24 protein-coding genes and 1 pseudogene are annotated in these 24,485 nt (G+C 72.4%); 19 read left to right on the forward strand and 6 right to left on the reverse strand.

All coding sequences use genetic code 11. The annotated features are described in order from the left end of the window. The first annotated feature begins 150 nt into the window (after nt 1-150). A complete protein-coding gene (locus MHW47_RS02530; protein WP_239220924.1) occupies nt 151-1,869 on the forward strand; it encodes a lytic murein transglycosylase in 1,719 nt (572 codons plus the stop codon). Between the two features lie 51 nt (nt 1,870-1,920). On the opposite strand, the gene MHW47_RS02535 is transcribed toward MHW47_RS02530, so the two are convergent. Further along, nucleotides 1,921-2,427, reverse strand: a complete 507-nt coding sequence (locus tag MHW47_RS02535) for an ATP-dependent helicase C-terminal domain-containing protein (protein ID WP_239220967.1) — start codon at nt 2,425-2,427, stop codon at nt 1,921-1,923. Further along, nucleotides 2,416-3,735 (reverse strand): annotated as a pseudogene (locus tag MHW47_RS02540) (D-arabinono-1,4-lactone oxidase); the annotation flags it as partial. The gene MHW47_RS02535 and the pseudogene MHW47_RS02540, both read right to left, overlap by 12 nt. A gap of 220 nt (nt 3,736-3,955) precedes the next feature. Between MHW47_RS02540 and MHW47_RS02545 the strand changes: the two are divergent. Further along, the gene (locus MHW47_RS02545; protein ID WP_239220925.1) at nt 3,956-5,083 is read left to right on the forward strand and encodes a ferrochelatase; all 1,128 of its coding nucleotides are present in this window, start codon (nt 3,956-3,958) and stop codon (nt 5,081-5,083) included. 93 nt (nt 5,084-5,176) lie between these two features. Next, nucleotides 5,177-5,962, forward strand: a complete 786-nt coding sequence (locus MHW47_RS02550; RefSeq protein ID WP_239220968.1) for an inositol monophosphatase family protein — start codon at nt 5,177-5,179, stop codon at nt 5,960-5,962. An 86-nt stretch (nt 5,963-6,048) separates the two neighbouring features. Here MHW47_RS02550 and MHW47_RS02555 read toward each other — a convergent pair whose 3' ends face one another. After that, nucleotides 6,049-6,225: a hypothetical protein gene (locus tag MHW47_RS02555; protein ID WP_199563595.1), complete on the reverse strand. Its 177-nt coding sequence runs from the start codon at nt 6,223-6,225 to the stop codon at nt 6,049-6,051. Nucleotides 6,226-6,607: 382 nt separating this feature from the next. On the opposite strand from MHW47_RS02555, the gene MHW47_RS02560 reads away from it, so the two are divergent. The 4 genes from MHW47_RS02560 to MHW47_RS02575 all read left to right on the forward strand — a co-directional run bounded on the left by MHW47_RS02560 (nt 6,608) and on the right by MHW47_RS02575 (nt 10,154). Then, on the forward strand, nt 6,608-7,261 hold the full coding sequence (locus MHW47_RS02560; RefSeq protein ID WP_111338638.1) for a response regulator transcription factor: 654 nt from the start codon (nt 6,608-6,610) through the stop codon (nt 7,259-7,261). A gap of 5 nt (nt 7,262-7,266) precedes the next feature. Beyond that, nucleotides 7,267-8,499 carry a cell wall metabolism sensor histidine kinase WalK gene (locus MHW47_RS02565; protein WP_239220926.1) on the forward strand — a complete coding sequence of 411 codons (1,233 nt, stop codon included), beginning with the start codon at nt 7,267-7,269 and terminating at the stop codon, nt 8,497-8,499. 406 nt (nt 8,500-8,905) lie between these two features. Continuing rightward, the gene (locus MHW47_RS02570) at nt 8,906-9,202 is read left to right on the forward strand and encodes a DUF4193 domain-containing protein (protein WP_003965732.1); all 297 of its coding nucleotides are present in this window, start codon (nt 8,906-8,908) and stop codon (nt 9,200-9,202) included. Nucleotides 9,203-9,215: 13 nt separating this feature from the next. Continuing rightward, nucleotides 9,216-10,154, forward strand: a complete 939-nt coding sequence (locus MHW47_RS02575; protein ID WP_239220927.1) for a hypothetical protein — start codon at nt 9,216-9,218, stop codon at nt 10,152-10,154. Here the strand turns inward: MHW47_RS02575 and MHW47_RS02580 are convergent. After that, complete coding sequence (locus MHW47_RS02580) at nt 10,151-10,609, reverse strand: DUF3093 domain-containing protein (protein ID WP_239220928.1); 459 nt, start codon at nt 10,607-10,609, stop codon at nt 10,151-10,153. The two genes, MHW47_RS02575 and MHW47_RS02580, sit on opposite strands and share 4 nt — an antisense overlap. A 58-nt stretch (nt 10,610-10,667) precedes the next feature. Between MHW47_RS02580 and MHW47_RS02585 the strand changes: the two genes are divergently transcribed. The 12 genes from MHW47_RS02585 to MHW47_RS02640 all read left to right on the forward strand — a co-directional run bounded on the left by MHW47_RS02585 (nt 10,668) and on the right by MHW47_RS02640 (nt 22,886). Beyond that, on the forward strand, nt 10,668-11,252 hold the full coding sequence (locus tag MHW47_RS02585; protein WP_239220929.1) for a PaaI family thioesterase: 585 nt from the start codon (nt 10,668-10,670) through the stop codon (nt 11,250-11,252). Further along, the gene (gene dut / locus MHW47_RS02590) at nt 11,252-11,785 is read left to right on the forward strand and encodes a dUTP diphosphatase (protein ID WP_239220930.1); all 534 of its coding nucleotides are present in this window, start codon (nt 11,252-11,254) and stop codon (nt 11,783-11,785) included. Before MHW47_RS02585 ends, dut begins: the two co-directional genes overlap by 1 nt. 1 nt (nt 11,786) lies before the next feature. After that, the gene (locus tag MHW47_RS02595; protein ID WP_239220931.1) at nt 11,787-12,545 is read left to right on the forward strand and encodes a DUF3710 domain-containing protein; all 759 of its coding nucleotides are present in this window, start codon (nt 11,787-11,789) and stop codon (nt 12,543-12,545) included. 294 nt (nt 12,546-12,839) lie between these two features. After that, entirely contained in the window at nt 12,840-12,929 is a 90-nt protein-coding gene (gene kdpF / locus MHW47_RS02600) for a K(+)-transporting ATPase subunit F (protein WP_018520580.1), read from the forward strand. A gap of 6 nt (nt 12,930-12,935) precedes the next feature. Then, complete coding sequence (gene kdpA / locus MHW47_RS02605) at nt 12,936-14,600, forward strand: potassium-transporting ATPase subunit KdpA (RefSeq protein ID WP_239220932.1); 1,665 nt, start codon at nt 12,936-12,938, stop codon at nt 14,598-14,600. Next, nucleotides 14,597-16,684, forward strand: a complete 2,088-nt coding sequence (gene kdpB, locus MHW47_RS02610) for a potassium-transporting ATPase subunit KdpB (RefSeq protein WP_239220933.1) — start codon at nt 14,597-14,599, stop codon at nt 16,682-16,684. Before kdpA ends, kdpB begins: the two co-directional genes overlap by 4 nt. A 6-nt stretch (nt 16,685-16,690) precedes the next feature. After that, nucleotides 16,691-17,356 carry a potassium-transporting ATPase subunit KdpC gene (gene kdpC, locus MHW47_RS02615; protein WP_239220934.1) on the forward strand — a complete coding sequence of 222 codons (666 nt, stop codon included), beginning with the start codon at nt 16,691-16,693 and terminating at the stop codon, nt 17,354-17,356. A 100-nt stretch (nt 17,357-17,456) separates the two neighbouring features. Further along, a complete protein-coding gene (locus MHW47_RS02620) occupies nt 17,457-18,191 on the forward strand; it encodes an ABC transporter ATP-binding protein (protein WP_239220935.1) in 735 nt (244 codons plus the stop codon). Nucleotides 18,192-18,332: 141 nt separating this feature from the next. After that, nucleotides 18,333-20,876 carry a sensor histidine kinase KdpD gene (locus MHW47_RS02625; RefSeq protein WP_239220936.1) on the forward strand — a complete coding sequence of 848 codons (2,544 nt, stop codon included), beginning with the start codon at nt 18,333-18,335 and terminating at the stop codon, nt 20,874-20,876. A gap of 53 nt (nt 20,877-20,929) precedes the next feature. Further along, nucleotides 20,930-21,622 (forward strand): response regulator, encoded by a 693-nt coding sequence (locus MHW47_RS02630; RefSeq protein WP_239220937.1) that lies wholly within the window; start codon nt 20,930-20,932, stop codon nt 21,620-21,622. An 88-nt stretch (nt 21,623-21,710) separates the two neighbouring features. Further along, a complete protein-coding gene (locus MHW47_RS02635; protein WP_239220938.1) occupies nt 21,711-22,127 on the forward strand; it encodes an OB-fold nucleic acid binding domain-containing protein in 417 nt (138 codons plus the stop codon). A gap of 3 nt (nt 22,128-22,130) precedes the next feature. Next, nucleotides 22,131-22,886, forward strand: a complete 756-nt coding sequence (locus tag MHW47_RS02640) for a DUF3159 domain-containing protein (RefSeq protein ID WP_239220939.1) — start codon at nt 22,131-22,133, stop codon at nt 22,884-22,886. Between the two features lie 98 nt (nt 22,887-22,984). On the opposite strand, the gene MHW47_RS02645 is transcribed toward MHW47_RS02640, so the two are convergent. Both MHW47_RS02645 and MHW47_RS02650 read right to left on the reverse strand, forming a co-directional pair. Further along, nucleotides 22,985-23,662: a TrkA family potassium uptake protein gene (locus MHW47_RS02645; protein ID WP_239220940.1), complete on the reverse strand. Its 678-nt coding sequence runs from the start codon at nt 23,660-23,662 to the stop codon at nt 22,985-22,987. Continuing rightward, complete coding sequence (locus tag MHW47_RS02650; RefSeq protein ID WP_239220941.1) at nt 23,662-24,330, reverse strand: TrkA family potassium uptake protein; 669 nt, start codon at nt 24,328-24,330, stop codon at nt 23,662-23,664. The genes MHW47_RS02645 and MHW47_RS02650 overlap by 1 nt, the downstream gene beginning before the upstream one ends. Nucleotides 24,331-24,485 lie beyond the last annotated feature (155 nt).

The following is a 24,485-nucleotide window of genomic DNA, read 5'->3' on the forward strand; positions in this document are numbered from 1 at the left end:
TCCGCACATGGACGACTTGTGTTCAGGAAGGTGAGAAAGCGGTGAGAACAGGCCCGGCCGCCGTGTGCGTACGGGACGACGTGCCGTAGGGTCGCCTGAGTCCAGGCGCGGGGGAGCGCCGAGAGCGACGAGGGGGAGGGCCCACACGTCATGGCAGCGCAATTCGGTCGCCGGCTGTACAGAGGGGCGGCCACCACCGCCGTCGCAGCGCTCGCGGTGGCGGCACTCTCCGCCTCGCAGGCCCCCGGCTCCCCGCTGGTGGCGGCCGAGGGCGGCGACCACCCGTCCGCCGGGGCGTCCACCCCCACCGAGCAGGGCGGCGGCGGCGTTTCCGGCGACTCGCCGTACTACACGGACCTGCCGCCGCTGAACACCCCGGAGAAGCCCGGCGATTCGGCGGAGCTGCCGGTGACCGGCAGCCGCGAGTCGGGCATACCCGCCTCCGTCCTGGCGGCGTACCAGAAGGCCGAACGGACCATCGCGGCCACCGACCCGGCCTGCCGGCTGCCCTGGCAACTGCTCGCCGCCATCGGCAAGGTGGAGTCCGGACAGGCCCGGGGCGGCCGGGTCGACGCGCAGGGCACCACGCTCTCCCCGATCCTCGGCCCCGCCCTCGACGGCAACGGCTTTGCGCTCATCAAGGACACCGACAACGGTGCCTACGACGGCGACCGGACGCACGACCGGGCCGTCGGCCCGATGCAGTTCATCCCGTCCACCTGGGCGAGCTGGGGCCAGGACGGCAACGGCGACGGCCGCAAGGACCCCAACAACATCTACGACGCCGCGCTCGCCGCCGGACGCTACCTCTGCGCCGGCCCCCGCGACCTGTCCACCGCCACCGATCTGGACCGGGCCGTCCTCAGCTACAACCACTCGGACGTGTACCTGCGTACGGTCCGCTCCTGGTTCACGTACTACAACCGGGGCACGCACGAGGTGCCCGACGGCACCGGCGTCCTGCCGACCGGCCCCACCAGCCGTCACCCCCGCCCCAGCGGGCCGGTCGGCGGCCCGTCCCTGCCGCCGTCCCCGACGCCCTCGCCGTCGCACACCCCGGCGCCGGGCGGTTCGAAGAAGCCCACGCCCCCGTCCGAACCGAGCCCCGAGCCGACCAAGCCGGGCGACCTCGGCAAGCCGCCGACGCACACCCCGAAGCCGGAGCCCACCCCGTCCCAGACGGTCACGGTGCTCCAGAACACCGGCTCCGGCACGCTGACCGCCACCGCCGGCGACGCCTTCGAGCAGGCCATCGCCGTCAAGGCGCGCAACGGCTCCGGCGGCGCGGTCGCCAAGGCGTCGGTGACCTTCACCATCACCGGGGACACCGACGCCGCGTTCAAGGGGGGCGCCCGGACCGCCACCGTCACGACCGGAGCGGACGGCATCGCCACCGCCCCGGCCCTCCAGGCGGGCGAGAAGACCGGCGAGTTCACCGTACGGGCCTCCGTCGGCGGCACCTCCGCCGCCACGACGTTCAAGGCGACCGTCACGCCCCGCCAGGCCGACGCCCTCACCCGGACCGGCACCACGGAGCTCTCCGCCGTCGCCGGCGAGACCTTCGACGCCATCACCGTCGCCGCCACCCACCACGGCAAGGCCGCGGGCAAGGTCGCCGTCACCGCCACGATGATCACCGACGCCGAGGTCCCCGCCGAGAACGACAAGGGCCCGTACTGCACCGACGAGGACGGCGACCCCGTCCGCAGCGTCGTGCTCACCACGGCGGCGGACGGCAGCCTCCGGCTCCCGACGTTCTACGCCGACGGCCCGGCCGGTACGTACAAGCTGCGGCTCACCGCCGAGGGCGGCGGCTCCCTCGTCATCGAGCTGACCGTCCAGGAGCGCACGGCCGCGCCCGCCTCCTGACAGCACACGCCGGCCCCCGCACCGGAGACCGGTGCGGGGGCCGGCGCGTGCTCAGTCCCGCGCGAGCCGCGCCTTCGTGAACCGGGTCGCCTCCGCCGTTGCCGGGTCCTGCGGCCACGGATGCTTCGGATACCGGCCCCGCAGCTCCGCCCGCACCGCCTTGTAGCCCTCGGCCCAGAACGACGCCAGGTCCGCCGTCACGGCGGCGGGCCGCCCGGCCGGGGACAGCAGATGGACCAGGACCGGCACCCCCGCCACCCGCGGCGTCTCCCGCAGCCCGAACATCTCCTGGAGCTTCACCGCGAGCACCGGCTGCTCCCCGCCGTACTCCACGCCGATCCGCGAACCGCTCGGCACCTCGATCCGCTCCGGCGCCAGCTCGTCCAGCCGCACCGCCTCGCCCGTCGCCCACGGCAGCAGCCTGCGCAGCGCCTGCCCCGCGTCGATCGCGGCCAGGTCGGACCGGCGCCGCGCCCGCGAGAGCTCCGGCTCCAGCCACTCCTCCGGCCGCGCCAGCAGCGCCCCGTCCGACACATCCGGCCACGGCTCGCCCAGCACCCGGCGCAGGTAGTCGTTGCCGAACAGCCGGTCCGGGTCGAGCCGGTCACGTACGGCGGTGAACTCGCCGAAGCGCGGATACACCCCGGAGAGGTACGCGGCGTCCCGCGTGTTGATCTTGCCCCAGTGCGGGCGGCCCGCATGGGCGGTCATGATCCGCTCCACCGCCGTGAAGTACGCCTGGTAGGGCGTCCCCCGGTACAGATGGACGGCGATGTACGCGCTCTCCCGGCCCGACGCCGTGGAGAGCGCGATGTCGTCGGCGGGGGCGGTGCGCACCTCCACCGGGAAGCTGATCCGCAGCGGCGAGCGGTCCACCATCGCCCGCAGCTCGCGCAGCGCCTCCACGGCCGCCTCGCGCGGCAGCGCGTACTCCATCTCCACGAACCGCACCCGGCGCGGGCTGGTGAACACCTTGTACGGGATGTCGGTGTAGGTGCGGGCCGACAGCGCTCGGCTGGAGAGCTTCGCGATCGAGGGGATCGTGGCGGGCACGGCCCGGCCCAGCGAGCACGCCACCTGGAAGACGCCGTTGGACAGCAGTTCGTCGTCGATCCAGCCGCTGATCCGGCCGGGCGGGGCGGCGGGCCCGGCGCTGCGGTTGTTGCGCTTGGTGTTGCAGTTCCCGGTGTGCGGGAACCAGTAGAACTCGAAGTGCTCGTTCTCGGCCACGAGCTGATCGAAGTCGGACGTCACCCTGTCGAAGCTCATCGGTTCCTCGCGGGCGGTCAGCAGGAAGACCGGCTCCACGGCGAAGGTGAGGGCGGTGACGACGCCGAGGGCGCCGAGCCCGATCCGGGCCACCGCGAACACGTCCGGGTTCTCCGTCTCCGAACAGGTCAGCACCGTGCCGTCGGCGGTGACCAGCTCCAGGGCCCGTATCTGCGCCGATATGGACGCCGAGTCTCGGCCGGTGCCGTGCGTCCCCGTGGAGGTGGCCCCGGCGACCGTCTGCTCCATGATGTCGCCCATGTTGGTGAGCGAGAGGCCCTCGCGGGCCAGCGCGGTGTTGAGCCGCTTCAGCGGGGTGCCCGCCTCGACGGTCACCGTCATCGCCTCGCGGTCGATCTCCCGGATGCCCGTCAGCAGATCGGGCCGGATCAGCACCCCGTCGGTGGCCGCGGTCGCGGTGAAGGAGTGGCCGGTGCCGGCCGGCTTCACCCGCAGCCCGTCCTCGGCGGCCCGCCGCAGCACGTCGGCCAGCTCGTCCACGGAGGCGGGGGACACCGTCCTGGCCGGCCGGGCGGTGACGTTCCCCGCCCAGTTGCGCCACGGGCCCGTCGCCGTGCGTGCGTAGGTCTCGGTCATCTTCCCCGCGCCCTTCCCTAGGAACCGGCCCACCCAGCCGGCGCTGCCCCCGGACGGCCACCACGGGTTACCGGCCGGTTGGAGGGGGATCATACTCACGGCCCCCGCATATGCATCCACCCTTCTCGCGACCCGTGAGCGGCCCGTGAGCGGCCCGGCCGGGCGCCCGGTGCGGATGTCGGTGGGAGCGGCCCCCGGCGCGGGTGGCAGGATCGACGTCATGTCCGATCTGCGCGATCCCGCCCCCTACGACGCCCTGCTCCTGCTCTCCTTCGGCGGCCCCGAAGGCCCGGACGACGTGGTCCCGTTCCTCGCGAACGTGACCCGCGGCCGGGGCATCCCCGAGGAACGGCTCAAGGAGGTCGGCAAGCACTACTTCCTGTTCGGCGGGGTCAGCCCGATCAACGCCCAGAACAGAGCCCTGCTCGCCGCCCTGCGCGAGGACTTCTCCGCGCACGGCCTGGACCTGCCGGTGTACTGGGGCAACCGCAACTGGGCCCCCTACCTCACCGACACCCTGCGCGAGATGGTCGGTGACGGCCACCGCCGCATCGCCGTCCTGGCCACCAGCGCCTACGCCTCGTACTCCGGTTGCCGGCAGTACCGCGAGAACCTCGCCGACGCGCTGGCCGCCCTGGAGGCCGAGGGTCTTCCCGTCCCGCGCGTGGACAAACTCCGCCACTACTTCAACCACCCCGGCTTCGTGGAGCCCATGGTGGAGGGGGTGCTCGCCTCGCTGGCGGAGCTGCCCGACGAGGTGCGCCCGGACGCGCACCTGGCCTTCACCACGCACTCCATCCCGCTCTCCGCCGCCGACACCTCCGGCCCGGTGGAGGCCCACGGCGACGGTGGCGCGTACGTCGCCGAGCACCTCGACGTGGCCCGGCTGATCGTGGACGCGGTGCGCGAGCGGACCGGGGTCGCCCACCCCTGGCGGCTCGTCTACCAGTCGCGCAGCGGCGCCCCGCACATCCCGTGGCTGGAGCCCGACATCTGCGACCACCTCGAAACCCTCCATGGCGACGGGGTGCCCGCCGTCGTGATGGCGCCCATCGGCTTCGTCTCGGACCACATGGAGGTCCTGTACGACCTCGACACCGAGGCCACCGCCAAGGCCGCCGAGCTGGGCCTGCCGGTACGCCGCTCCGCCACCGTGGGCGCCGACCCCCGGTTCGCCGCCGCCGTGCGCGACCTCGTCCTGGAGCGGGCCGCCGCCGAGCGGGGCCTGGAGCCGCAGCGGTGCGCCCTCGGCGCGCTCGGCGCGAGCCACGACCTGTGCCCGGTGGGCTGCTGCCCGGCCAGGGCCCCGAAGCCCGCCGCCGCGGGCGCCGACAGCCCCTACGCGTGAGCCCTCGCCCTTCCCCGCCCGTCCTCTTTCAACCTCCCAGGGAGTGCCGTGACCCGATTTGAACACTCAGTGGACACCCTGCTCGAACTCGCCATGGAAGCCGCGGAACTCGCCGGCCGGCTGCTGCGCGACGGGCGTCCGGAGGGACTGGGGGTGGCCGCGACCAAGTCCAGCCCGGTCGACGTCGTCACCGAGATGGACATCGCCGCCGAGAAGCTGATCACCGAGTACCTGCTCGACCTCCGCCCGTACGACGGCTTCCTCGGCGAGGAGGGCGGTGCGAGCGCCGAGGGCCGCAGTGGTGTGCGCTGGGTGATCGACCCGCTCGACGGCACGGTGAACTACCTCTACGGACTGCCGTCCTGGGCCGTGTCCATCGGCGTCGAGATGTACGGCGAGCGGGTCGCCGGTGTGGTCGAGGTGCCGATGCGCGGCGAGACGTACTTCGCACGCAGCGGCCACGGCGCCTTCGTCACCGGCGGCCAGTACGGCGACAAGCAGGTCCGGCTGCGGTGCCGCGACGCCGCCCCGCTCGCCGAGTCCCTGGTGGCCACCGGCTTCAACTACGTCGCGGACGTCCGGGCCCACCAGGCCGAGGTGGCCCGCGAGCTGATCCCGCAGGTCCGGGACATCCGGCGCGGCGGTTCCGCCGCGATCGACCTGTGCGACGTGGCCGCCGGCCGGCTCGACGCCTACTTCGAGCGCGGTCTGCACCCGTGGGACCTGTGCGCCGGAGAGGTCATCGCGCGCGAGGCGGGCGCCCTCGTCGGCGGTCGCCCCGGCCGCGAGGCGGACGGCGAGCTGACCATCGCCGCGCCCGCCGGTGTCTTCGAACCGCTCCAGGCGCTCCTGGAGGAGCTGGGCGCCTGGCACGACTGACGACGGCCGGGGCCCCCGCGGCCCCGTCCGGGCCGCAGAAGGGCCCCGGGGCCGCCTTACGGCAGCCGCGGGGCCCGGGGGGACTGTCAGGCGTTGGTCGTCGTGCCGAGGCGCACACCGTGCTCGGCGGCGAGGCGATGAAGGTCGTCGAGTTCGCTCTGCTCGACGTCCGCGAGGAAGTAGTCGCCCGTCTCACGGGCCCTGGTGAGGTCGTCCTCGGTGGTCTTGATGCGGTGCAGCAGACCTGCGGTGAAAGCGTCCATGAAAGCGCCCCCTCATCGTGGGTGGGTGGCACGGGGGTGTGCCCGGGTTTCCCTCCGCCGAAGCGGTAGGGCGGGTGATCACGCACTCTCCGGAACGGAGCGGCCTGTGACAACGCCACATGGGAAGACGTGATCGAGGGTGTGCATGCGTCCTCCCCAGCGCCGGACGCGGAGAAACCTCAACTGGCCCAAAAAACACTTCGCTTCCCCGAAGCCGCAGGTCGGACCGGACCGTCTTACCGCCGGTTTATGCGGGATACGGGCAGGATGGAGCCCGTACGGGGTGTGCCCGGACCTGCCCGCGACACGGGCCGGCCGGGCCCCTTCGGGTTGCCCGGAGCCCCGCTGGAGATCGTTGCGAAGTTCTAGGGAAGGAAGCGCCGTGCGCGTACTCGTCGTGGAGGACGAGCAACTGCTCGCCGATGCGGTGGCCACCGGATTGCGCCGCGAGGCCATGGCCGTCGATGTCGTGTACGACGGAGCCGCGGCCGTGGAGCGCATCGAGGTCAACGACTACGACGTCGTCGTGCTCGACCGCGACCTGCCCCTGGTCCACGGCGACGACGTGTGCCGCCGGATCGTCGAGCTGGGTGTGCCCACCCGGGTACTCATGCTCACCGCGTCCGGGGACGTCAGCGACCGCGTGGAGGGCCTGGAGCTGGGCGCCGACGACTACCTGCCCAAACCCTTCGCGTTCAGCGAGCTGACCGCCCGGGTGCGGGCCCTGGGCCGGCGTACGACCGTCGCCCTGCCGCCCGTCCTGGAACGGGCCGGGATCAAGCTCGACCCCAACCGCCGCGAGGTCTTCCGGGACGGCCAGGAGATCCAGCTCGCCCCCAAGGAGTTCGCCGTCCTGGAGGTCCTGATGCGCAGCGAGGGCGCCGTCGTCTCCGCCGAGCAGCTGCTGGAGAAGGCGTGGGACGAGAACACCGACCCGTTCACCAACGTGGTCCGGGTGACCGTCATGACCCTGCGCCGCAAGCTCGGCGAGCCCCCGGTGATCGTCACCGTGCCCGGCTCCGGATACCGGATCTGAGACAGGTGCCGCCCGTGCCGCCGCCCGTATCGGCGCCCCCGAAACCCACCTGGGACCCCAAGCAGCCGGAGCCCCCGTACCCCTGGCTGCGCCCGACCATCCGCATACGGCTCACGCTGCTGTACGGCGGCATGTTCCTGATCGCGGGCATCCTGCTGCTGTCGATCATCTACATGCTCGCCGCCCAGGCCATGCACGTGGGCAGCGACCTGCCGTTCAAGATCGTCAGCGGCAAGGTGACCAGCGAGGTCTGCTACCTGCCGCAGAACGCCTCCGCGGACGACTTCAACGCCGCGGTGAACACCTGCGTCAACCATCAGCGCAAGGAGGCGCTGGACACCCTGCTCAACCGGTCGCTGCTCGCGCTCGTCGGTCTGAGCGTCATCGCCTTCGCCTTCGGCTACGCCATGGCGGGCCGGGTCCTCTCGCCGCTCGGCCGGATCACCCGCATCGCCCGCCGGGTGGCCGGCACCGACCTGTCCCGGCGCATCGAGCTGGACGGGCCCGACGACGAGCTGAAGGAGCTGGCCGACACCTTCGACGACATGCTGGACCGGCTGGAGCGGGCCTTCACCGCGCAGCAGCGGTTCGTGGGCAACGCGTCGCACGAGCTGCGCACCCCGCTCGCGATCAACCGCACGCTGCTGGAGGTCCACCTCTCCGACCCCCAGGCCCCGCCCGAGCTCCAGCAACTGGGCAAGACGCTGCTGGCCACCAACGAGCGCAGCGAGCAACTGGTCGAGGGCCTGCTGCTGCTCGCCCGCAGCGACAACCAGATCATCGAGCGCAAACCCGTGGACCTGGCCGAGGTCGCCTCGCGGGCCGTGGACCAGGCACGCGGGGAGGCCGAGGCCAAGGGCGTGGAGATGCGCGAGGAACTCGCCCCGGCCGTCGTCCAGGGCAACGGGGTCCTGCTGGAGCGCATCGCGCTGAACCTCGTCCAGAACGCCGTACGGTACAACGTGCCGGAGGACGGCTGGGTGGCCGTGAGCACGGAGCTGCTGCCCGGCCAGGCGGTGCTCGTCGTCTCGAACACGGGGCCGGTGGTGCCCGCCTACGAGATCGACAACCTCTTCGAGCCGTTCAGGCGGCTGCGTACGGAGCGGACGGGCAGCGACAAGGGGGTCGGGCTCGGACTGTCGATCGCGCGGTCCGTGGCCCGCGCCCACGGCGGCAGGATCATCGCGGAGCCCCGCGAAGGCGGGGGGCTTGTGATGCGTGTCTCACTGCCCGTCTGATCCGGCAGACGGGGCGGTTTGCGCACCGATTATTTTTTGTTCGCTTTGAGCGGAATTTTCGGGACCTGATCTCGAAGAAACCGTGTGTGATCGATCACATGAGCGAACAGTCCATCCTCTACGCTCGGTGACCGGGGAAGTCGCCGGAAACCCGGCGAAACCCCAGGTTTTCAGGGGTGGGCATTACGGGAAGTACACGGGGTGGCGCCTGCCGAGGGTGCCGCCCGGACCGTGTACGGTCCCCATCGCCACCCAAGCCGATCACTCTCGAGCGGTCCTTTTGGGTGTCGATTGAGTAACAGACCTTGATGTGAGGCAAAATCTCCGCCTCAGGTCGGGCACAAGTCCGGCCTCTCACGCGTTACGAGCGCTGAGACACCGCAGACACCCAGAGGGGGAGAGCGACATGGCAACGGATTACGACACCCCACGCAAGACCGACGACGACGTCGATCAGGACAGCCTTGAAGAGCTGAAGGCGCGCCGGAGCGACAAGACGGCGTCCGCCGTCGACGTCGACGAGTTCGACGCGGCGGAGGGCCTGGAGCTGCCCGGCGCGGACCTGTCCAACGAGGAACTGGCCGTCCGGGTCCTGCCCAAGCAGGCCGATGAGTTCACCTGCATGAGCTGCTTCCTGGTGCACCACCGCAGCCAGCTGGCCCGCGAGAAGAACGGTCAGCCGATCTGCCGCGACTGCGACTGAGGTCCGGTCGGCCGTGGCAGGGGACACACCGTTCCGCAAGCGGCGCCCGTGGGGCAGGAAGTCGTCCGAGGCGCATCAGGGCGGTACAGGCCCGGCAGAAGGCGTCCAGGCGCCTGCCGAGCGGTCCGCCCTGCCACCCTCGCCGGACGGACAGGAGGACGAGCGGGGCCTCTCGGCCTCGCTCGAAGCAGCCGGAGTAGCAAGGGAGGCGGCCCGCCAGGCTGCCTCGGCCGGTACGGCCGACAGGGCCGGAGAGACCGGCAGGACGGAGCCCGTGACCGGGGCAGGCCGTCTGAACGCGGTGAAACGGGGAGTACGCAAGGGCGGGGAGAGCGCCGGGGCGGCGATCGGTCGCATCGCGGACCTGATCGTCCAAGTCGCTCCCCGCGTCCCTGTGCGCGATCTCGCCACCCTGCGCGCACAGTTTCCCGGCCTCGGGCCGGAGGAGATCGCCGACCGGCTGGTCGCGGGGGCGAGCCGCGCGACCGCCACCGTCGGCGCCGGCATCGGCGCGGCGGCCATGATGCCCGTACCACCGGCGATGTTCGCCGAGCTGACCGCCGAGATCACCGGCGTGGCCGCCATCGAGATGAAGCTCGTCGCCGAACTGCACGAGGTGTACGGACGCCGCCCTCCCGGCGGTCTCAGCCGGCGCACCACCGCCTACCTCACCGCGTGGACCGAGGAGCGCGGTATCGAGGTCACCAGCCCGTCCTCGCTGGACGGGGCGCTGAGCGGCCGGATGAAACGCGAACTGCGCCGCCAGATCATGAAACGCCTCGTGCGCGACCTGCCGAGCCTGGTCCCGTTCATGGTCGGTGCCGCGGTCGGCGCCTCCGTGAACCGGCGCGACACCAGAAAGCTCGCCGAGCGGGTCAGGAAGGACCTGCGCGCGAAGCAGATCCCCTGGGACCGCCTCACGCCCGGAGCGCCCGGAGCGGACGCCTCCTAGGCGGGCACCGCCGCGTGCAGGGCCGCGACGAGCGCCTGCGGGTCGCGCGTGGAGAGGTAGACGTACGGGGTCGGGTCCTGCGGGTCCGTGACCTCCACCCGCACCGCCGTCGGGATGTAGCTGCGCAGCAGCATGAACGCCCTCGGGTCCGCCTTGTACGTGCGCCAGGCGCGCGCCTCCTCGGCGTCCAGCACCGTGGCCTCCCCGAGCGCCGAGACCGGGATCCGCGCGTCCCCGGCGACCAGCGCACCCGCCACCACCCGGATGCGGGCGGAGCCGTACGCGCTGACCGCCACGGCCGACAGGGCCGTGCCCCCGGCGAGGCCGCCGAGCAGCGGCAGGGTGCCCAGCGGCAGCAGCATCAGCGCGCACGCGAGGCCGATCAGGACGGCGATCAGCCACCACGAACGGGGAGCGGTGAGGCGTTCGTCGAAAGGCTGGGTGGAAGGCTGCATGGCTCCAAGCTTGGCACGGCGCGACCGGCGGCTACCCGCGCGGGTAAGGTCTGCGCCTGTGAGTGGAACATCTGCGGCTCTGACGCCCCCGGCCGACGCGGTGAAACCGGTCCGGCACCCCGACGCCCCGGCCCCCGGCGAGCTTCTCGGCGCGCACTACGAGCACTGCTTCGGCTGCGGCTCCGGCCAGGCCCACGGACTGCACCTCCAGGCCCGCGCCGAGGAGGGTGTCCGGGTCACCGCCGAGTTCACCGTGCAGGAGGCCCACCAGGGCGCTCCGGGCCTCGCGCACGGCGGTGTGCTGGCGACCGCGCTGGACGAGACGCTGGGCTCGCTGAACTGGCTGCTGCGGGTGATCGCGGTGACCGGGCGGCTGGAGACCGACTTCGTGCGGCCCGTCCCGGTCGGCACCGTGCTGTTCCTCGACGCCGAGATCACCGCCGTGCACGGGCGCAAGCTCTACTCGCGGGCGGTCGGCCGCATCGGCGGCCCGGACGGGCCGGTGGCCGTGCGCGCCGACGCCCTGTTCATCGAGGTCAAGGTGGACCACTTCATCGACAACGGCCGGCCGGCCGAGATCCAGGCCGCCATGGCCGACCCCGACCAGGTCAAGCGCGTCCGCGCCTTCGAGGTGAACCCCTGATGCGCCACCCCGTGGACGTCCTCATCCGCCGGGTGGACCCGGAGGTCCCGCTGCCCTCCTACGGCCACCCCGGCGACGCCGGCGCCGATCTCGTGACCACCGAGGCCGCCGAACTGGCGCCGGGGGAGCGGACCGTGCTGCCGACCGGGGTTTCGATCGCCCTGCCGGACGGGTACGCCGCGTTCGTGCACCCACGATCCGGTCTCGCCGCCCGCTGCGGAGTCGCCCTGGTGAATGCCCCGGGGACGGTCGATGCCGGGTACCGTGGAGAGATCAAGGTGATCGTCATCAATCTCGACCCGCGGGAGACCGTGCGGTTCGAGCGGTTCGACCGGATTGCCCAACTGGTTGTTCAGCAGGTCGAGAAGGTGCGCTTCCACGAGGTGTCGGAGCTTCCCGGCTCGGCGCGGGGCGAGGGGGGCTTCGGATCCACCGGCGGTCATGCCGCCGTTGATGTTGATGGCGTCCGGGGCGGGGTTCCCCAGGGCGGGAACAGCTACGCTTCGGTCGAATCCGACCGGGAAGGACAGTGACGTGTTCGGACGTCGCAAGAACAGTGGTGCCGCCGATGACCAGGCGGCCGAGGCGCGCGAGGCCGAGCAGGTCGTCGACGAGCAGACCGAGGGCGAGCCGCGCCGGACGAACCTTCCGCCGGCTCCGCGCCCGGACGGCCCGTGGGACATCAGCGAGGTGTCCCAGCCCGGCGACGGCCGGGTGGACCTGGGCGGCATCTTCGTGCCCGGCGTCGAGGGCATGGAGCTGAGGGTCGAGGTCGCCGGTGACGCGATCGTCGCGGCCACCGTCGTGCTCCGCGACAGCGCGATCCAGCTCCAGGCGTTCGCCGCCCCCAAGAAGGAGGGCATCTGGGGCGAGGTCCGCGAGGAGATCGCCGCGGGCATCACCCAGCAGGGCGGCGTCATCGACGAGGTCGAGGGCCCGCTGGGCTGGGAGCTGCGCGCGCAGGTCCCCGTACAGCTCCCCGACGGGACGAACGGCGTGCAGCTGGTGCGGTTCGTCGGCGTGGACGGCCCGCGCTGGTTCCTGCGCGGTGTGATCTCCGGCCAGGGCGCCGTGCAGCCGGAGGCCGCCGGGCTCCTGGAGACGGTCTTCCGCGACACCGTGGTGGTCCGCGGCGAGGGCCCGATGGCCCCGCGCGACCCGATCGTCCTCAAGCTCCCCAACGACGCCCAGATGGTCCCCGAGGGCGTGCAGCAGGAGGAGCAGGAGGGCTCCCGCTTCTCCGGCGGCATGGCGGGCCTGCAGCGCGGCCCCGAGATCACCGAGGTGCGCTGACCCGCACACCCGACACCGGCCGGTGGGCCGTACCCCTTCTTGGGGGTGCGGCCCACCGGCCGTTGCGCGTACGGGAGGCGTATGGGGGACGTACAGGCGGCGTCAAGGACGCGCCCACTCCCGTAAAGGAGGCATCAACGCAGGTCACAGCGGTGCCGGCGGGAGGTTTGCTCATGGGGTCCGAAACATCGACACCTCAGTCCGGGAGCATCCGATGGCCGACGCGGCCTTCGTCCTCACCACCATCGCGGTCTTCGCGCTGGTGGCACTCGTCGCCAAGGGGGTGGCGAAGCTGTGACCGCGGACAACGTGGCCGGCCTCGTCGTGGCCGCCGCCCTGCTGGGCTACCTCGTCCTCGCCCTCCTCTTCCCCGAGAGGTTCTGAGCCGACATGAGCCCCGTCCTCTCCGGTGTGCTCCAGCTCCTCGCGCTCGTGGTGGCGCTGGGGCTGGCGTACCGCCCACTCGGCGACCACATGGCCCGGGTCTACACCTCGGCCCACCATCTGCGGGCCGAGCGGTGGATCTACCGGGCGATCGGCGCCGACCCCACCGCGCGGATGCGCCAGGCCGCCTATCTGCGCGGCGTCCTCGCCTTCTCCGCCGTCGGCGTCCTCTTCCTGTACCTGCTGCAACGGCTCCAGGGCGCCCTGCCCGGCTCGCTCGGCTTCTCCTCGATCGACCCCGACCAGGCGTTCAACACGGCCGCCTCGTTCGTCGCGAACACCAACTGGCAGTCGTACGCCGGCGAGCAGACCATGGGCCACGTCGTGCAGACCGGCGGCCTCGCCGTGCAGAACTTCCTCTCCGCCGCCGTCGGCATGGCCGTCGCCGTCGCCCTCGTCCGCGGGTTCGCCGCCTCCCGCACCGGGGAACTCGGCAACTTCTGGTGCGACCTGGTGCGCGGCACCGTACGCGTCCTGCTGCCGCTGGCCGCGGTGAGCGCGCTCGTCCTCGTCGCCTGCGGGGCGATACAGAACTTCGCCGGCATCCACGAGGTCGGGCAGTTCACGGGCGGCGGCCAGCAGTGGAACGGCGGCGCGGTCGCCTCCCAGGAGGCCATCAAGGAGCTGGGCACCAACGGCGGCGGCTACTTCAACGCCAACGCCGCCCACCCCTTCGAGAACCCCACCGGCCTGTCCAACCTCTTCGAGATCTTCCTGATCCTCGTCATCCCGTTCGCGCTGACCCGCACCTTCGGCCGCATGGTGGGCTCCGTCCGGCAGGGGTACGCGCTCCTGGGCACCATGCTCGTCTTCTGGCTCGGCTTCTCCGCGCTGATGATGTGGACCGAGTCCGCCCACCACGGCCCCGCGTTCTCGCTCGCGGGCGGCGCCACCGAGGGCAAGGAGACCCGGTTCGGCATCGGCGGCTCGTCACTGTTCGCCGTGGCCACCACCCTCACCTCCACCGGCGCCGTGAACTCCGCCCACTCCTCGTACACCGGCCTCGGCGGCGGCATCACGCTGCTCGGCATGCAGCTCGGCGAGATCGCCCCCGGCGGCGTCGGCTCCGGGCTGTACGGCATGCTGATCATGGCGCTCGTCGCGGTGTTCCTGGCGGGCCTGATGGTCGGCCGCACACCCGAATACCTCGGCAAGCGGATCGGCACCCGCGAGATCCAGCTCGCCGCCTGCTACCTCCTCGTCACCCCCGCCCTGGTGCTCGGGCTCACCGCCGCGGCCGTCGCCCTGCCCGCCCCGTCCGGCTCGACGGCCAACCCCGGGGCGCACGGCTTCTCCGAGATCCTGTACGCCTACACCTCCGGCGCCAACAACAACGGCTCGGCGTTCGCCGGACTGGCCGCCGACACCCCGTGGTTCAACACCACCCTCGGGCTCGCCATGCTGCTGGGCCGCTTCCTGCCCATGGTGTTCGTCCTCGCCCTGGCCGGCTCGCTGGCCGGGCAGCGGCCCGTACCGGCCACCTCCGGCACCGTCCCCACCCACACCCCGCTGTTCGGCGCGCTGCTGGCCGCGGTCGTGGTGGTCGTCGCCGGCCTGACCTACTTCCCGGCCCTCGCCCTGGGCCCGCTCGCCGAAGGACTCGCGCCATGACCCCCCATACGCGACAGCAGGAGCACTCCGGGACCGCGGCCGGGCGGCGGGCCCGTCCTGGCGCCGCGCTGTCCGACCCCCGGACGCTCGTCGCCGCACTGCCCCAGGCGGTGCGCAAACTCCACCCACGGACGATGGCAGCCTCACCCGTCATGTGCGTGGTGCTGGCCGGCTCCGTCGTCACCACCGTGCTCGCCGCCCGCGACCCCGGCGACCTGTTCGGCTGGGCGATCGCCGGCTGGCTGTGGCTGACCACGCTCTTCGCCAATCTCGCCGAAGCCGTCGCCGAAGGACGCGGCAAGGCGCAGGCCGACACCTTGCGGCGGGCGAAGACGGACACCGTCGCCCGCCGGCTGACCGGCGGACGCGAGGAACGGGTCGCCGGCACCGACCTGCGCGTCGGCGACCTGGTCGTCTGCGAGGCGGGCGACCTCATCCCCGGCGACGGGGACGTCGTGGAAGGCGTGGCCGGCGTGGACGAGTCCGCGGTGACCGGCGAGTCCGCCCCGGTCATCCGCGAGTCCGGCGGCGACCGCAGCGCCGTCACCGGCGGTACGAAGGTGCTCTCCGACCGCGTCGTCATCCGGATCACCACCGAACCCGGCAGGACGTTCATCGACCGGATGATCGCCCTGGTGGAGGGCGCCGCCCGGCAGAAGACCCCCAACGAGATCGCCCTGAACATCCTGCTGGCGTCCCTGACGATCGCCTTCCTCCTCGCCGTGGTCACCCTCCAGCCGTTCGCCGTGTACGCGGGCGGCGAGCAGTCCGTCATCGTGCTGACCGCGCTGCTGGTCTGCCTCATCCCGACCACCATCGGCGCACTGCTCTCCGCGATCGGCATTGCGGGCATGGACCGGCTGGTGCGGCGCAACGTGCTCGCGATGTCCGGGCGTGCCGTCGAGGCGGCCGGTGACGTCTCGACGCTGCTGCTCGACAAGACCGGCACCATCACCCACGGCAACCGCCGCGCCACCGGCCTGCTGCCCGCCGACGGGGTCACCGGCGCCGAACTGGCGCGGGCCGCCCGGCTCGCCTCGCTGGCCGACGAGACCCCCGAGGGCCGGTCCGTGGTCGCCCTCGCCGAGGAGCGGTACGGGCCCGGCGGAGACCGCGCGGACGAGCTGTCCGGCGCCACCTGGGTCGCCTTCACCGCCCGCACCCGCATGTCCGGCGTGGACGTGGCCGGGCGCAGCGTCCGCAAGGGCGCCGCCACAGCGGTCTCCGCCTGGGTGCGCGAGCGGGGCGGGACCGTCCCCGACGAGGCACGCCGGGGCGCCGACCGCATCGCGGCGCAGGGCGGCACGCCGCTCCTGGTGGCCGTCGAGGACGAGCGAGGGGCGCGGGTCCTGGGTGTCGTCCACCTCAGGGACGTGGTCAAGGAGGGCATGCCGGAGCGGTTCGCCGAGCTGCGCCGGATGGGCATTCGCACCGTGATGATCACCGGCGACAACCCGCTCACCGCGAAGGCCATCGCCGAGGAGGCCGGAGTCGACGACTTCCTCGCCGAGGCCACGCCCGAGGACAAGATGGCCCTCATCAAGCGGGAGCAGGCCGGCGGCGCGCTCGTCGCGATGACCGGCGACGGCACCAACGACGCCCCGGCGCTCGCTCAGGCCGATGTCGGCGTGGCCATGAACAGCGGGACCTCGGCCGCCAAGGAGGCCGGGAACATGGTCGACCTGGACTCCGACCCGACCAAGCTCATCGAGATCGTGGAGATCGGCAGGCAGCTCCTCGTCACCCGCGGCGCGCTCACCACGTTCTCGCTGGCCAACGACGTCGCCAAGTACTTTGCGATCATCCCCGCCATGTTCGCCGCCGTGTATCCGGGCCTGGACCGGCTCAACGTCATGGACCTCTCCTCGCCCCGGACCGCGATCCTCTCCGCCGTCGTCTTCAACGCGCTGATCATCGTCGCGCTCGTACCGCTCGCCCTGCGGGGCGTCCGCCACCGGCCCGGCGGCGCGGCGGCCCTGCTCCGGCGCAACCTCGCCGTCTACGGCATCGGCGGCCTCCTCGCGCCCTTCGCCGGCATCAAGCTCATCGACCTGCTCCTCTCCCTCCTCCCCGGAATCGGCTGACCCGTCATGCACACATCCGTACGCATCCCGGCCCGCCAGGCGTGGGCCGCCCTGCGCGCCCTGCTCGTCCTCACTCTGGTCTGCGGCGTCCTCTACCCGCTCGCCGTCACCGGAGCCGCCCGCACGCTCATGCCGCACCGCGCCGCCGGCTCCGAGATCACCGACGGCGGCCGGGTCGTCGGCTCCGCCCTCATCGGCCAGCGCTACGACCTGCCGGCCACGAAGGACGGGGAGGCCCCGGCCCCCGACCCGCGCTGGTTCCAGCCGCGCCCCTCCGCCGGGCTCGGCACCAACAGCCGCAACACCCGCTACGGGCTGCTCGTCTCCGGCGCGAGCAACCTGGCCGGGGACAGCCCGGAGCTGATCGACCGGGTCGCCGCCGCCCGCGCCGCCGTCGTCCGGGACAACTCCGTCCCGGGCCACCCGGTCGATCCCGCACGGGTGCCCGCCGACGCGGTCACCTCCTCCGGCTCCGGGCTCGACCCCCACATATCCCCGGCGTACGCACAGCTCCAGGTCCGCCGCGTCGCCGCCCGCAACCACTTGGCCGCCGACCGGGTCGCCGCACTCGTCGAGCGGCACACCGAGGGCCGCCTCCTCGGCTTCATCGGCGAACCGAGGGTCAACGTCCTGCGGCTCAACATCGCGCTGCGGCGGCTGGCCGCGCGCTGAACGGCGCGCCGCTGCCCCCGAGCCGCGACCGGGCATTGCCCCGTCCCGTGCCGCCTGCACATACTGGCGGCCGACAGCCGAGGACCCACGGGGGAGCGACATGACCGAGAACAGCGCAGACACGAGCACCGGCGGGGGCGCCGGGACGGCCGTCGCCGACCGCCCGATGGTGCGCGTCGAGGACCTGCACCGCTCCTACGGCTCCGGCGCCGGCGCCGTCCACGCGCTGCGCGGCGTCTCCTTCGAGGTGCCGCGCGGCGAGCTGGTCGCCCTCAAGGGCCGCTCCGGCTCCGGCAAGACCACCCTGCTCAACCTCGTCGGCGGCCTCGACAGCCCGGACGGCGGCCGGATCACCGTGGACGGCACCGACCTCTCCACCCTCGGCGACGACGGGCTGCTGGAACTGCGCCGGGACCGCATCGGCTTCATCTTCCAGTCCTTCGGCCTGATCCCGATCCTCACGGCGGCGGAGAACGTCGGCGTGCCCCTGCGGCTGCGCAAGGCGGACCCGCGCGAGCGCGAGGAGCGGGTCTCGCTGCTGCTCTCCCTGGTCGGCCTCGCCGACCACGCGGCGCAGCGCCCCGGCGAGATGTCCGGCGGCCAGCAGCAGCGGGTGGCCATCGCCCGCGCGCTCGCCAACCGGCCCGCCCTGCTGATCGCGGACGAGCCGACCGGGCAGCTCGACCAGGAGACCGGGCTCGCGGTGATGGAGCTGCTGCGCGCCGTCGTGCACAGCGAGAACGTCACCGCGCTCGTCGCCACCCACGACCCCCAGCTGCTCGGCCTCGCCGACCGCGTGCTGGAGCTGAGCGACGGGCACATCATCGAGCACTGACCGGCGGGCCGGCCCTGTATCAGGGTTGCGTCAATTCCCGCCGCCTTCCCACCCCCCGCCCGATATGCCGGAAAACCTCCAGGTACTTTCGAATCACGGCCGCCAGGACGGCGGCCGCCGGTTTCGGAAGACAATGGGGCCATGGCGCGCGGCAAACTTCGGATCTACCTCGGTGCGGCACCCGGCGTCGGCAAGACGTACGCGATGCTCGCCGAGGCGCACCGGCGCGTCGAGCGGGGCACCGACTGCGTGGTCGCCTTCGTCGAGCACCACGACCGGCCGCGCACCGAGACCATGCTGCACGGCCTGGAAACCGTGCCGCGCCGGGAGATCGAGCACCGCACGGCCGTGTTCACCGAGATGGACATCGACGCCGTCCTGGAGCGCGCCCCGGCCGTCGCCCTGGTGGACGAGCTGGCCCACACCAACGTGCCCGGCTCCCGCAACGCCAAGCGCTGGCAGGACGTCGAGGAACTCCTCCAGGCCGGCATCGACGTCGTCTCCACGGTCAACATCCAGCACCTGGAGTCCCTGGGCGACGTCGTCGAGTCCATAACCGGTGTACGCCAGCGCGAGACGGTGCCCGACGAGGTCGTCCGCCGCGCCGACCAGCTCGAACTGGTCGACATGTCGCCCCAGGCCCTGCGCCGCCGCATGGCCCACGGCAACATCTACAAACCGGACCGGATCGACGCCTCCCTCTCCAACTACTTCCGCCCCGGCAACCTCACCGCCCTGCGCGAGCTGGCCCTGCTCTGGGTCGCCGACCGGGTCGACGAATACCTTCAGCAGTACCGGGGCGAGCACAACATCCGCACCACCTGGCAGGCCCGCGAACGCATCGTCGTCGGCCTCACCGGAGGCCCCGAGGGCCGCACCCTGATCCGGCGCGCCGCGCGCATGGCGGCCAAGGGCTCCGGCAGCGAGATCCTGGCCGTCTACGTCGCCCGCAGCGACGGGCTGACCGCCGCCTCGCCCAAGGAGCTGACCGTCCAGCGCACCCTCGTCGAGGACCTGGGCGGCACCTTCCACCACGTCATCGGCGACGACATACCCTCGGCGCTCCTGGAGTTCGCGCGCGGCGTCAACGCCACCCAGATCGTCCTCGGCTCCAGCCGCCGCAAGACCTGGCAGTACATCTACGGACCCGGCGTCGGCGCCACCGTCGCCCGCGAGTCCGGCACCGACCTGGATGTCCACATCGTCACCCACGGCGAGGTCGCCAAGGGCCGCGGCCTGCCCATGGCGCGCGGCGCCCGCCTCGGCCGCGCCCGCATCATCTGGGGCTGGGCGGTCGGCGTCGGCGGCCCCGTCGTCCTCGCCCTCCTCCTCAAGTCCCTGGAGAGCGGCCCCGGCCTCGCCAACGACGTCCTGCTCTTCCTCTTCATGACCGTCGGCGCCGCCCTGACCGGCGGACTGCTGCCCGCCCTCGCCTCGGCCGCCGTCGGCTCGCTGCTCCTCAACTACTGGTTCACCCCGCCCACCCACACCCTCACCGTCCAGGACCCGGAGAACTTCGTCGCCATCGTGATCTTCTTCGCGGTGGCGGTCGCGGTGGCCTCCGTGGTGGACCTCGCGGCCCGCCGCACCCACCAGGCCGCCCGGCTGCGCGCGGAGGCCGAGATCCTGTCCTTCCTGGCCGGCAGCGTGCTGCGCGGGGAGACCACGCTGCCCGCACTCCTGGACCGGGTCCGCGAGACCTTCGGCATGGGCTCCGTCGCCCTGCTGGAGCGCCGCAGCGACGTCGATCCCTGGACCTGCGCCGGGAGCGTCGGCCCGGCCCCGGCCGCCCGGCCCGAGGACGCCGACGTGGACATGCCGGTCGGCGACCACATGGCGCTCGCCCTGACCGGCCGGGTGCTGCCCGCCGAGGACCGCCGGGTGCTCGGCGCGTTCGCCGCCCAGGCCGCCGTCGTGCTGGAGCGCGAGCGCCTGGTGGACGAGGCCGAGGAGGCCCGCAGGCTCGCCGAGGGCAACCGCATCAGGACCGCGCTCCTGGCGGCCGTCAGCCACGACCTGCGCACCCCGCTCGCCGCGATCAAGGCCGCCGTCTCCTCGCTGCGCTCCGACGACGTCGCCTGGTCCGAGGCCGACGAGGCGGAGTTCCTGGAAGGCATCGAGGACGGCGCCGACCGCCTCGACCACCTCGTCGGCAACCTCCTGGACATGTCCCGCCTCCAGACCGGCACCGTCACCCCGCTCATCCGGGAGATCGACCTGGACGAGGTGGTGCCCATGGCCCTGGGTGGCGTCCCGGAGGACAGCGTCGACCTGGACATCCCCGAGACGCTGCCCATGGTCGCCGTCGACCCCGGGCTGCTGGAGCGGGCCGTGGCCAACATCGTGGAGAACGCCGTCAAGTACAGCCCGGACGGCGACCGCGTCACCGTGGCCGCCAGCGCGCACGGCGACCGCGTCGAACTCCGGGTCGCCGACCGGGGCCGGGGCGTCCCCGACGAGGGCAAGGAGCGCATCTTCGAGCCGTTCCAGCGCTACGGCGACGCCCCGCGCGGCTCCGGGGTCGGACTCGGCCTCGCGGTCGCCCGGGGCTTCGCAGAGTCCATGGGCGGCACGCTGGACGCCGAGGACACCCCGGGCGGCGGCCTCACCATGGTCCTCACCGTCAAGGCGGCGCCGGGCCACGCCTCCACCGCCCTCGGCCTGCCCGCGCGGGTCACCTCATGACCGGCGGACCGCTCCGCCCGACGACGTACGCACAGCAGAAAGGCAGGACCGCGATGACCCGCGTGCTAGTGGTCGACGACGAGCCGCAGATCGTGCGCGCCCTCGTGATCAACCTGAAGGCGCGCACCTACGAGGTGGACGCGGCGCCCGACGGGGCCACCGCCCTCCAGCTCGCCGCCGCCCGCCACCCCGACGTCGTCGTCCTGGACCTCGGGCTGCCCGACATGGACGGCGTGGACGTGATCCGGGGCCTGCGCGGCTGGACCCGGGTGCCGATCCTGGTGCTCTCGGCCCGCCACACCTCCGACGAGAAGGTCGAGGCGCTGGACGCGGGGGCCGACGACTACGTCACCAAGCCGTTCGGCATGGACGAGCTGCTGGCCAGGCTGCGGGCGGCGGTGCGCCGGGCGGAGCCGGTCGGGCCGGACGGCGGGGATCAGGCCGTCGTGGTCGAGACCGCGGGCTTCACCGTCGACCTGGCCGCCAAGAAGGTCCACCGCGACGGCCGCGACGTACGGCTCACGCCCACCGAGTGGCACCTGCTGGAGGTCCTGGTCCGCAACGGCGGCCGGCTCGTCAGCCAGCGCCAGCTCCTCCAGGAGGTCTGGGGCCCCTCGTACGGCACCGAGACCAACTACCTGCGGGTCTACATGGCCCAGCTGCGGCGCAAGCTGGAGGCCGATCCCTCGCACCCCCGCCACTTCGTCACCGAGCCCGGCATGGGGTACCGCTTCGAGCGCGCCTGAAACCGGCGGGCCCGGCGCGTCCTTGTCCTTCGTTCGGGTGAGACGGCGGCCACCCGCCATGCGCCCGCCGGACCGGTACCCTTCGGGTATGAGTGCTGTTCCCCGATCCGAGAAGCCCCACAAGGGCGACCGGCCGTCCGGGCGCTTCCGCCGGATGCTGGACCGGCTTTCCAGCTCCCAGCAGGACCTCGAGTGCGAGGAGCTGGAGGAGGACTCGCAGGCATCGGGCTGCACCCGCATCTCCGAATGCACCGACCGCCAGATCGTCAAGGTGACTGGTACCTTGCGGACGGTCACCCTGCGGCCGCGCGCCGGAGTGCCCGCCCTGGAGGCGGAACTCTTCGACGGCACCGCACCGCTCGACGTGGTCTGGCTCGGCCGCCGCTCCATCGTGGGCATAGAACCGGGCCGCAAGCTCATCGCCTCCGGCCGGATCGCCATGAGTCACGGCCGCCGGGTGCTGTTCAACCCCAAATACGAACTCCGACCGCTCGGCAAGGAGTAGCCGGTGACGTCTCTCGACAAGCCGACGTCCGACACGGACCGCACCACCGACCAGCAGGACGCCGACAGCAGGGCGGTCACCGAGGCCGCCCTGTTCGAGGCGTTCGGCGGCGTGAGGGGCATGGTGGAGACGGTCCTGCCCGGACTGCTCTTCGTCACGATCTTCACCATCGACAAGAACCTCACCAACTCGGCCATCGCGGCCGTCGCGGTGTCGCTGGTGCTGGTCGCCGTGCGGCTCATCCGCAAGGACACCGTCAAGCACGCCTTCAGCGGCGTCTTCGGTGTGGCCTTCGGCGTGGTCTTCGCCAAGATGACGGGCAACGCCAAGGACTTCTACCTGCCGGGCATGATCTACACCCTCGGCCTCGCCTTCGCCTACCTGGTCACCGCCGCCGTCGGGCTGCCGCTGATCGGCCTGATCCTGGGCCCGGTCTTCAAGGAGAACCTCTCCTGGCGCACCCGTAACCCCGGCCGCAAGAAGGCGTACGCCAAGGCCAGCTACGCCTGGGGGCTGATCCTGCTCGCCAAGTCGGCGATCCTGTTCCCGCTGTACTGGTGGGCCGACACCACCCAGCTCGGCTGGGTCCTCGTCGCCCTCAAGATCCCGCCGTTCCTGCTGGCCGTCTATCTGACCTGGGTGTTCCTCGCCAAGGCGCCGCCGCCCATCGACGTCTTCGCCGAGATGGAGGCGGAGGAGGAGGCCGAAAAGGCCCGCAAGGCCGCCGCCGAAACGGCCGGCCGGAGCCAGGAGTTCTGACCGGACCTCCCGCACCACGGCCGGCGGGAGCCAGGAGTTCTGACCGAAGCACCGAAGAGGGGCCCGTCACCACGTGGTGACGGGCCCCTCTTCCGTGCTCACTTCTCCGGATCGCCCCGGCGCACCGACAGCAGGTCCTCCAACTGCTCCTCGCGCGCCTGCGCGGCCACGAACAGCAGCTCGTCACCGGCCTCCAGGCTCTCCTCCGGGCTCGGCGTCAGCACCCGCTGCCCCCGGATGATCGTCACCAGCGAGGTGTCCTCCGGCCAGGCCACGTCACCGACCTGCGTACCCGCGAGCGCCGACTCCGGCGGCAGCGTCAGCTCCACCAGGTTCGCGTCGCCGTGGCTGAAGCGCAGCAGCCGGACCAGATCGCCGACACTCACCGCCTCCTCCACCAGCGCCGACATCAGCCGCGGCGTGGAGACCGCCACATCGACGCCCCACGCCTCGTTGAACAGCCACTCGTTCTTCGGGTTGTTCACCCGGGCCACGACGCGCGGCACGCCGTACTCGGTCTTCGCCAGCAGCGAGACGACCAGGTTCACCTTGTCGTCCCCCGTCGCCGCGATCACGACGTTGCAGCGCTGCAGCGCCGCCTCGTCCAGCGACGTGATCTCACAGGCGTCCGCCAGCAGCCACTCGGCCATCGGCACCCGCTCCACCGAAATGGCGGTCGGCGCCTTGTCCACGAGCAGCACCTCGTGCCCGTTCTCCAGCAGCTCGCCCGCGATGGAACGCCCCACCGCACCGGCCCCGGCAATCGCGACTCGCATCAGTGACCGCCCTCCTCGGGGCCCTCGGCGAAGGCCGCCTCGACCTTCGCGATCTCGTCCGTACGCATCATCACGTGGACGAGGTCGCCCTCCTGGAGCACCGTCTGCGACGACGGCAGCATGGCCTCACCCAACCGGGTGAGGAAGGCGACGCGCACGCCCGTCTCCTCCTGGAGCGTGCTGATCTTGTGGCCGATCCAGGCCGGGGTGGTGTGCACCTCCGCGAGCTGCACCCCGCCGCTCGGGTCGCGCCACAGCGGCTCCGCGCCCGAGGGCAGCAGCCGGCGCAGCATCTGGTCCGCCGTCCAGCGCACCGTCGCGACCGTCGGGATGCCCAGGCGCTGGTACACCTCGGCCCGGCGCGGGTCGTAGATCCTGGCCGCCACGTTCTCGATGCCGAACATCTCGCGCGCCACCCGGGCCGCGATAATGTTCGAGTTGTCGCCGCTGCTCACCGCGGCGAATGCGCCGGCCTCCTCGATCCCCGCGTCCCGCAGGGTGTCCTGGTCGAAGCCGACCCCGGTGACGCGGCGACCGCCGAAGCCGGAACCGAGGCGCCGGAAGGCCGTGGGATCGCGGTCGATGACGGCGACCGTGTGCCCCTGCTGCTCCAGGGTCTGCGCGAGAGCGGCTCCCACGCGCCCGCAGCCCATGATGACGATGTGCACCTTGCGCCTACCTCGCAGTCCTGGTCTTCCGGCTGACCTGCGAAAACACCCTGCTCACACTCTTTCCTCGGCTGGCCGGGCAAACAACGGGGCAACGGGGTACCCCGTCGCCCAGCACCGAGCTTATGCCGGGCCCGCCGCGGCGCCTCATCCGA

This window comes from Streptomyces sp. OfavH-34-F (genome assembly GCF_022347745.1).
In the GTDB taxonomy this organism is placed as follows: Bacteria; Actinomycetota; Actinomycetes; order Streptomycetales; family Streptomycetaceae; genus Streptomyces.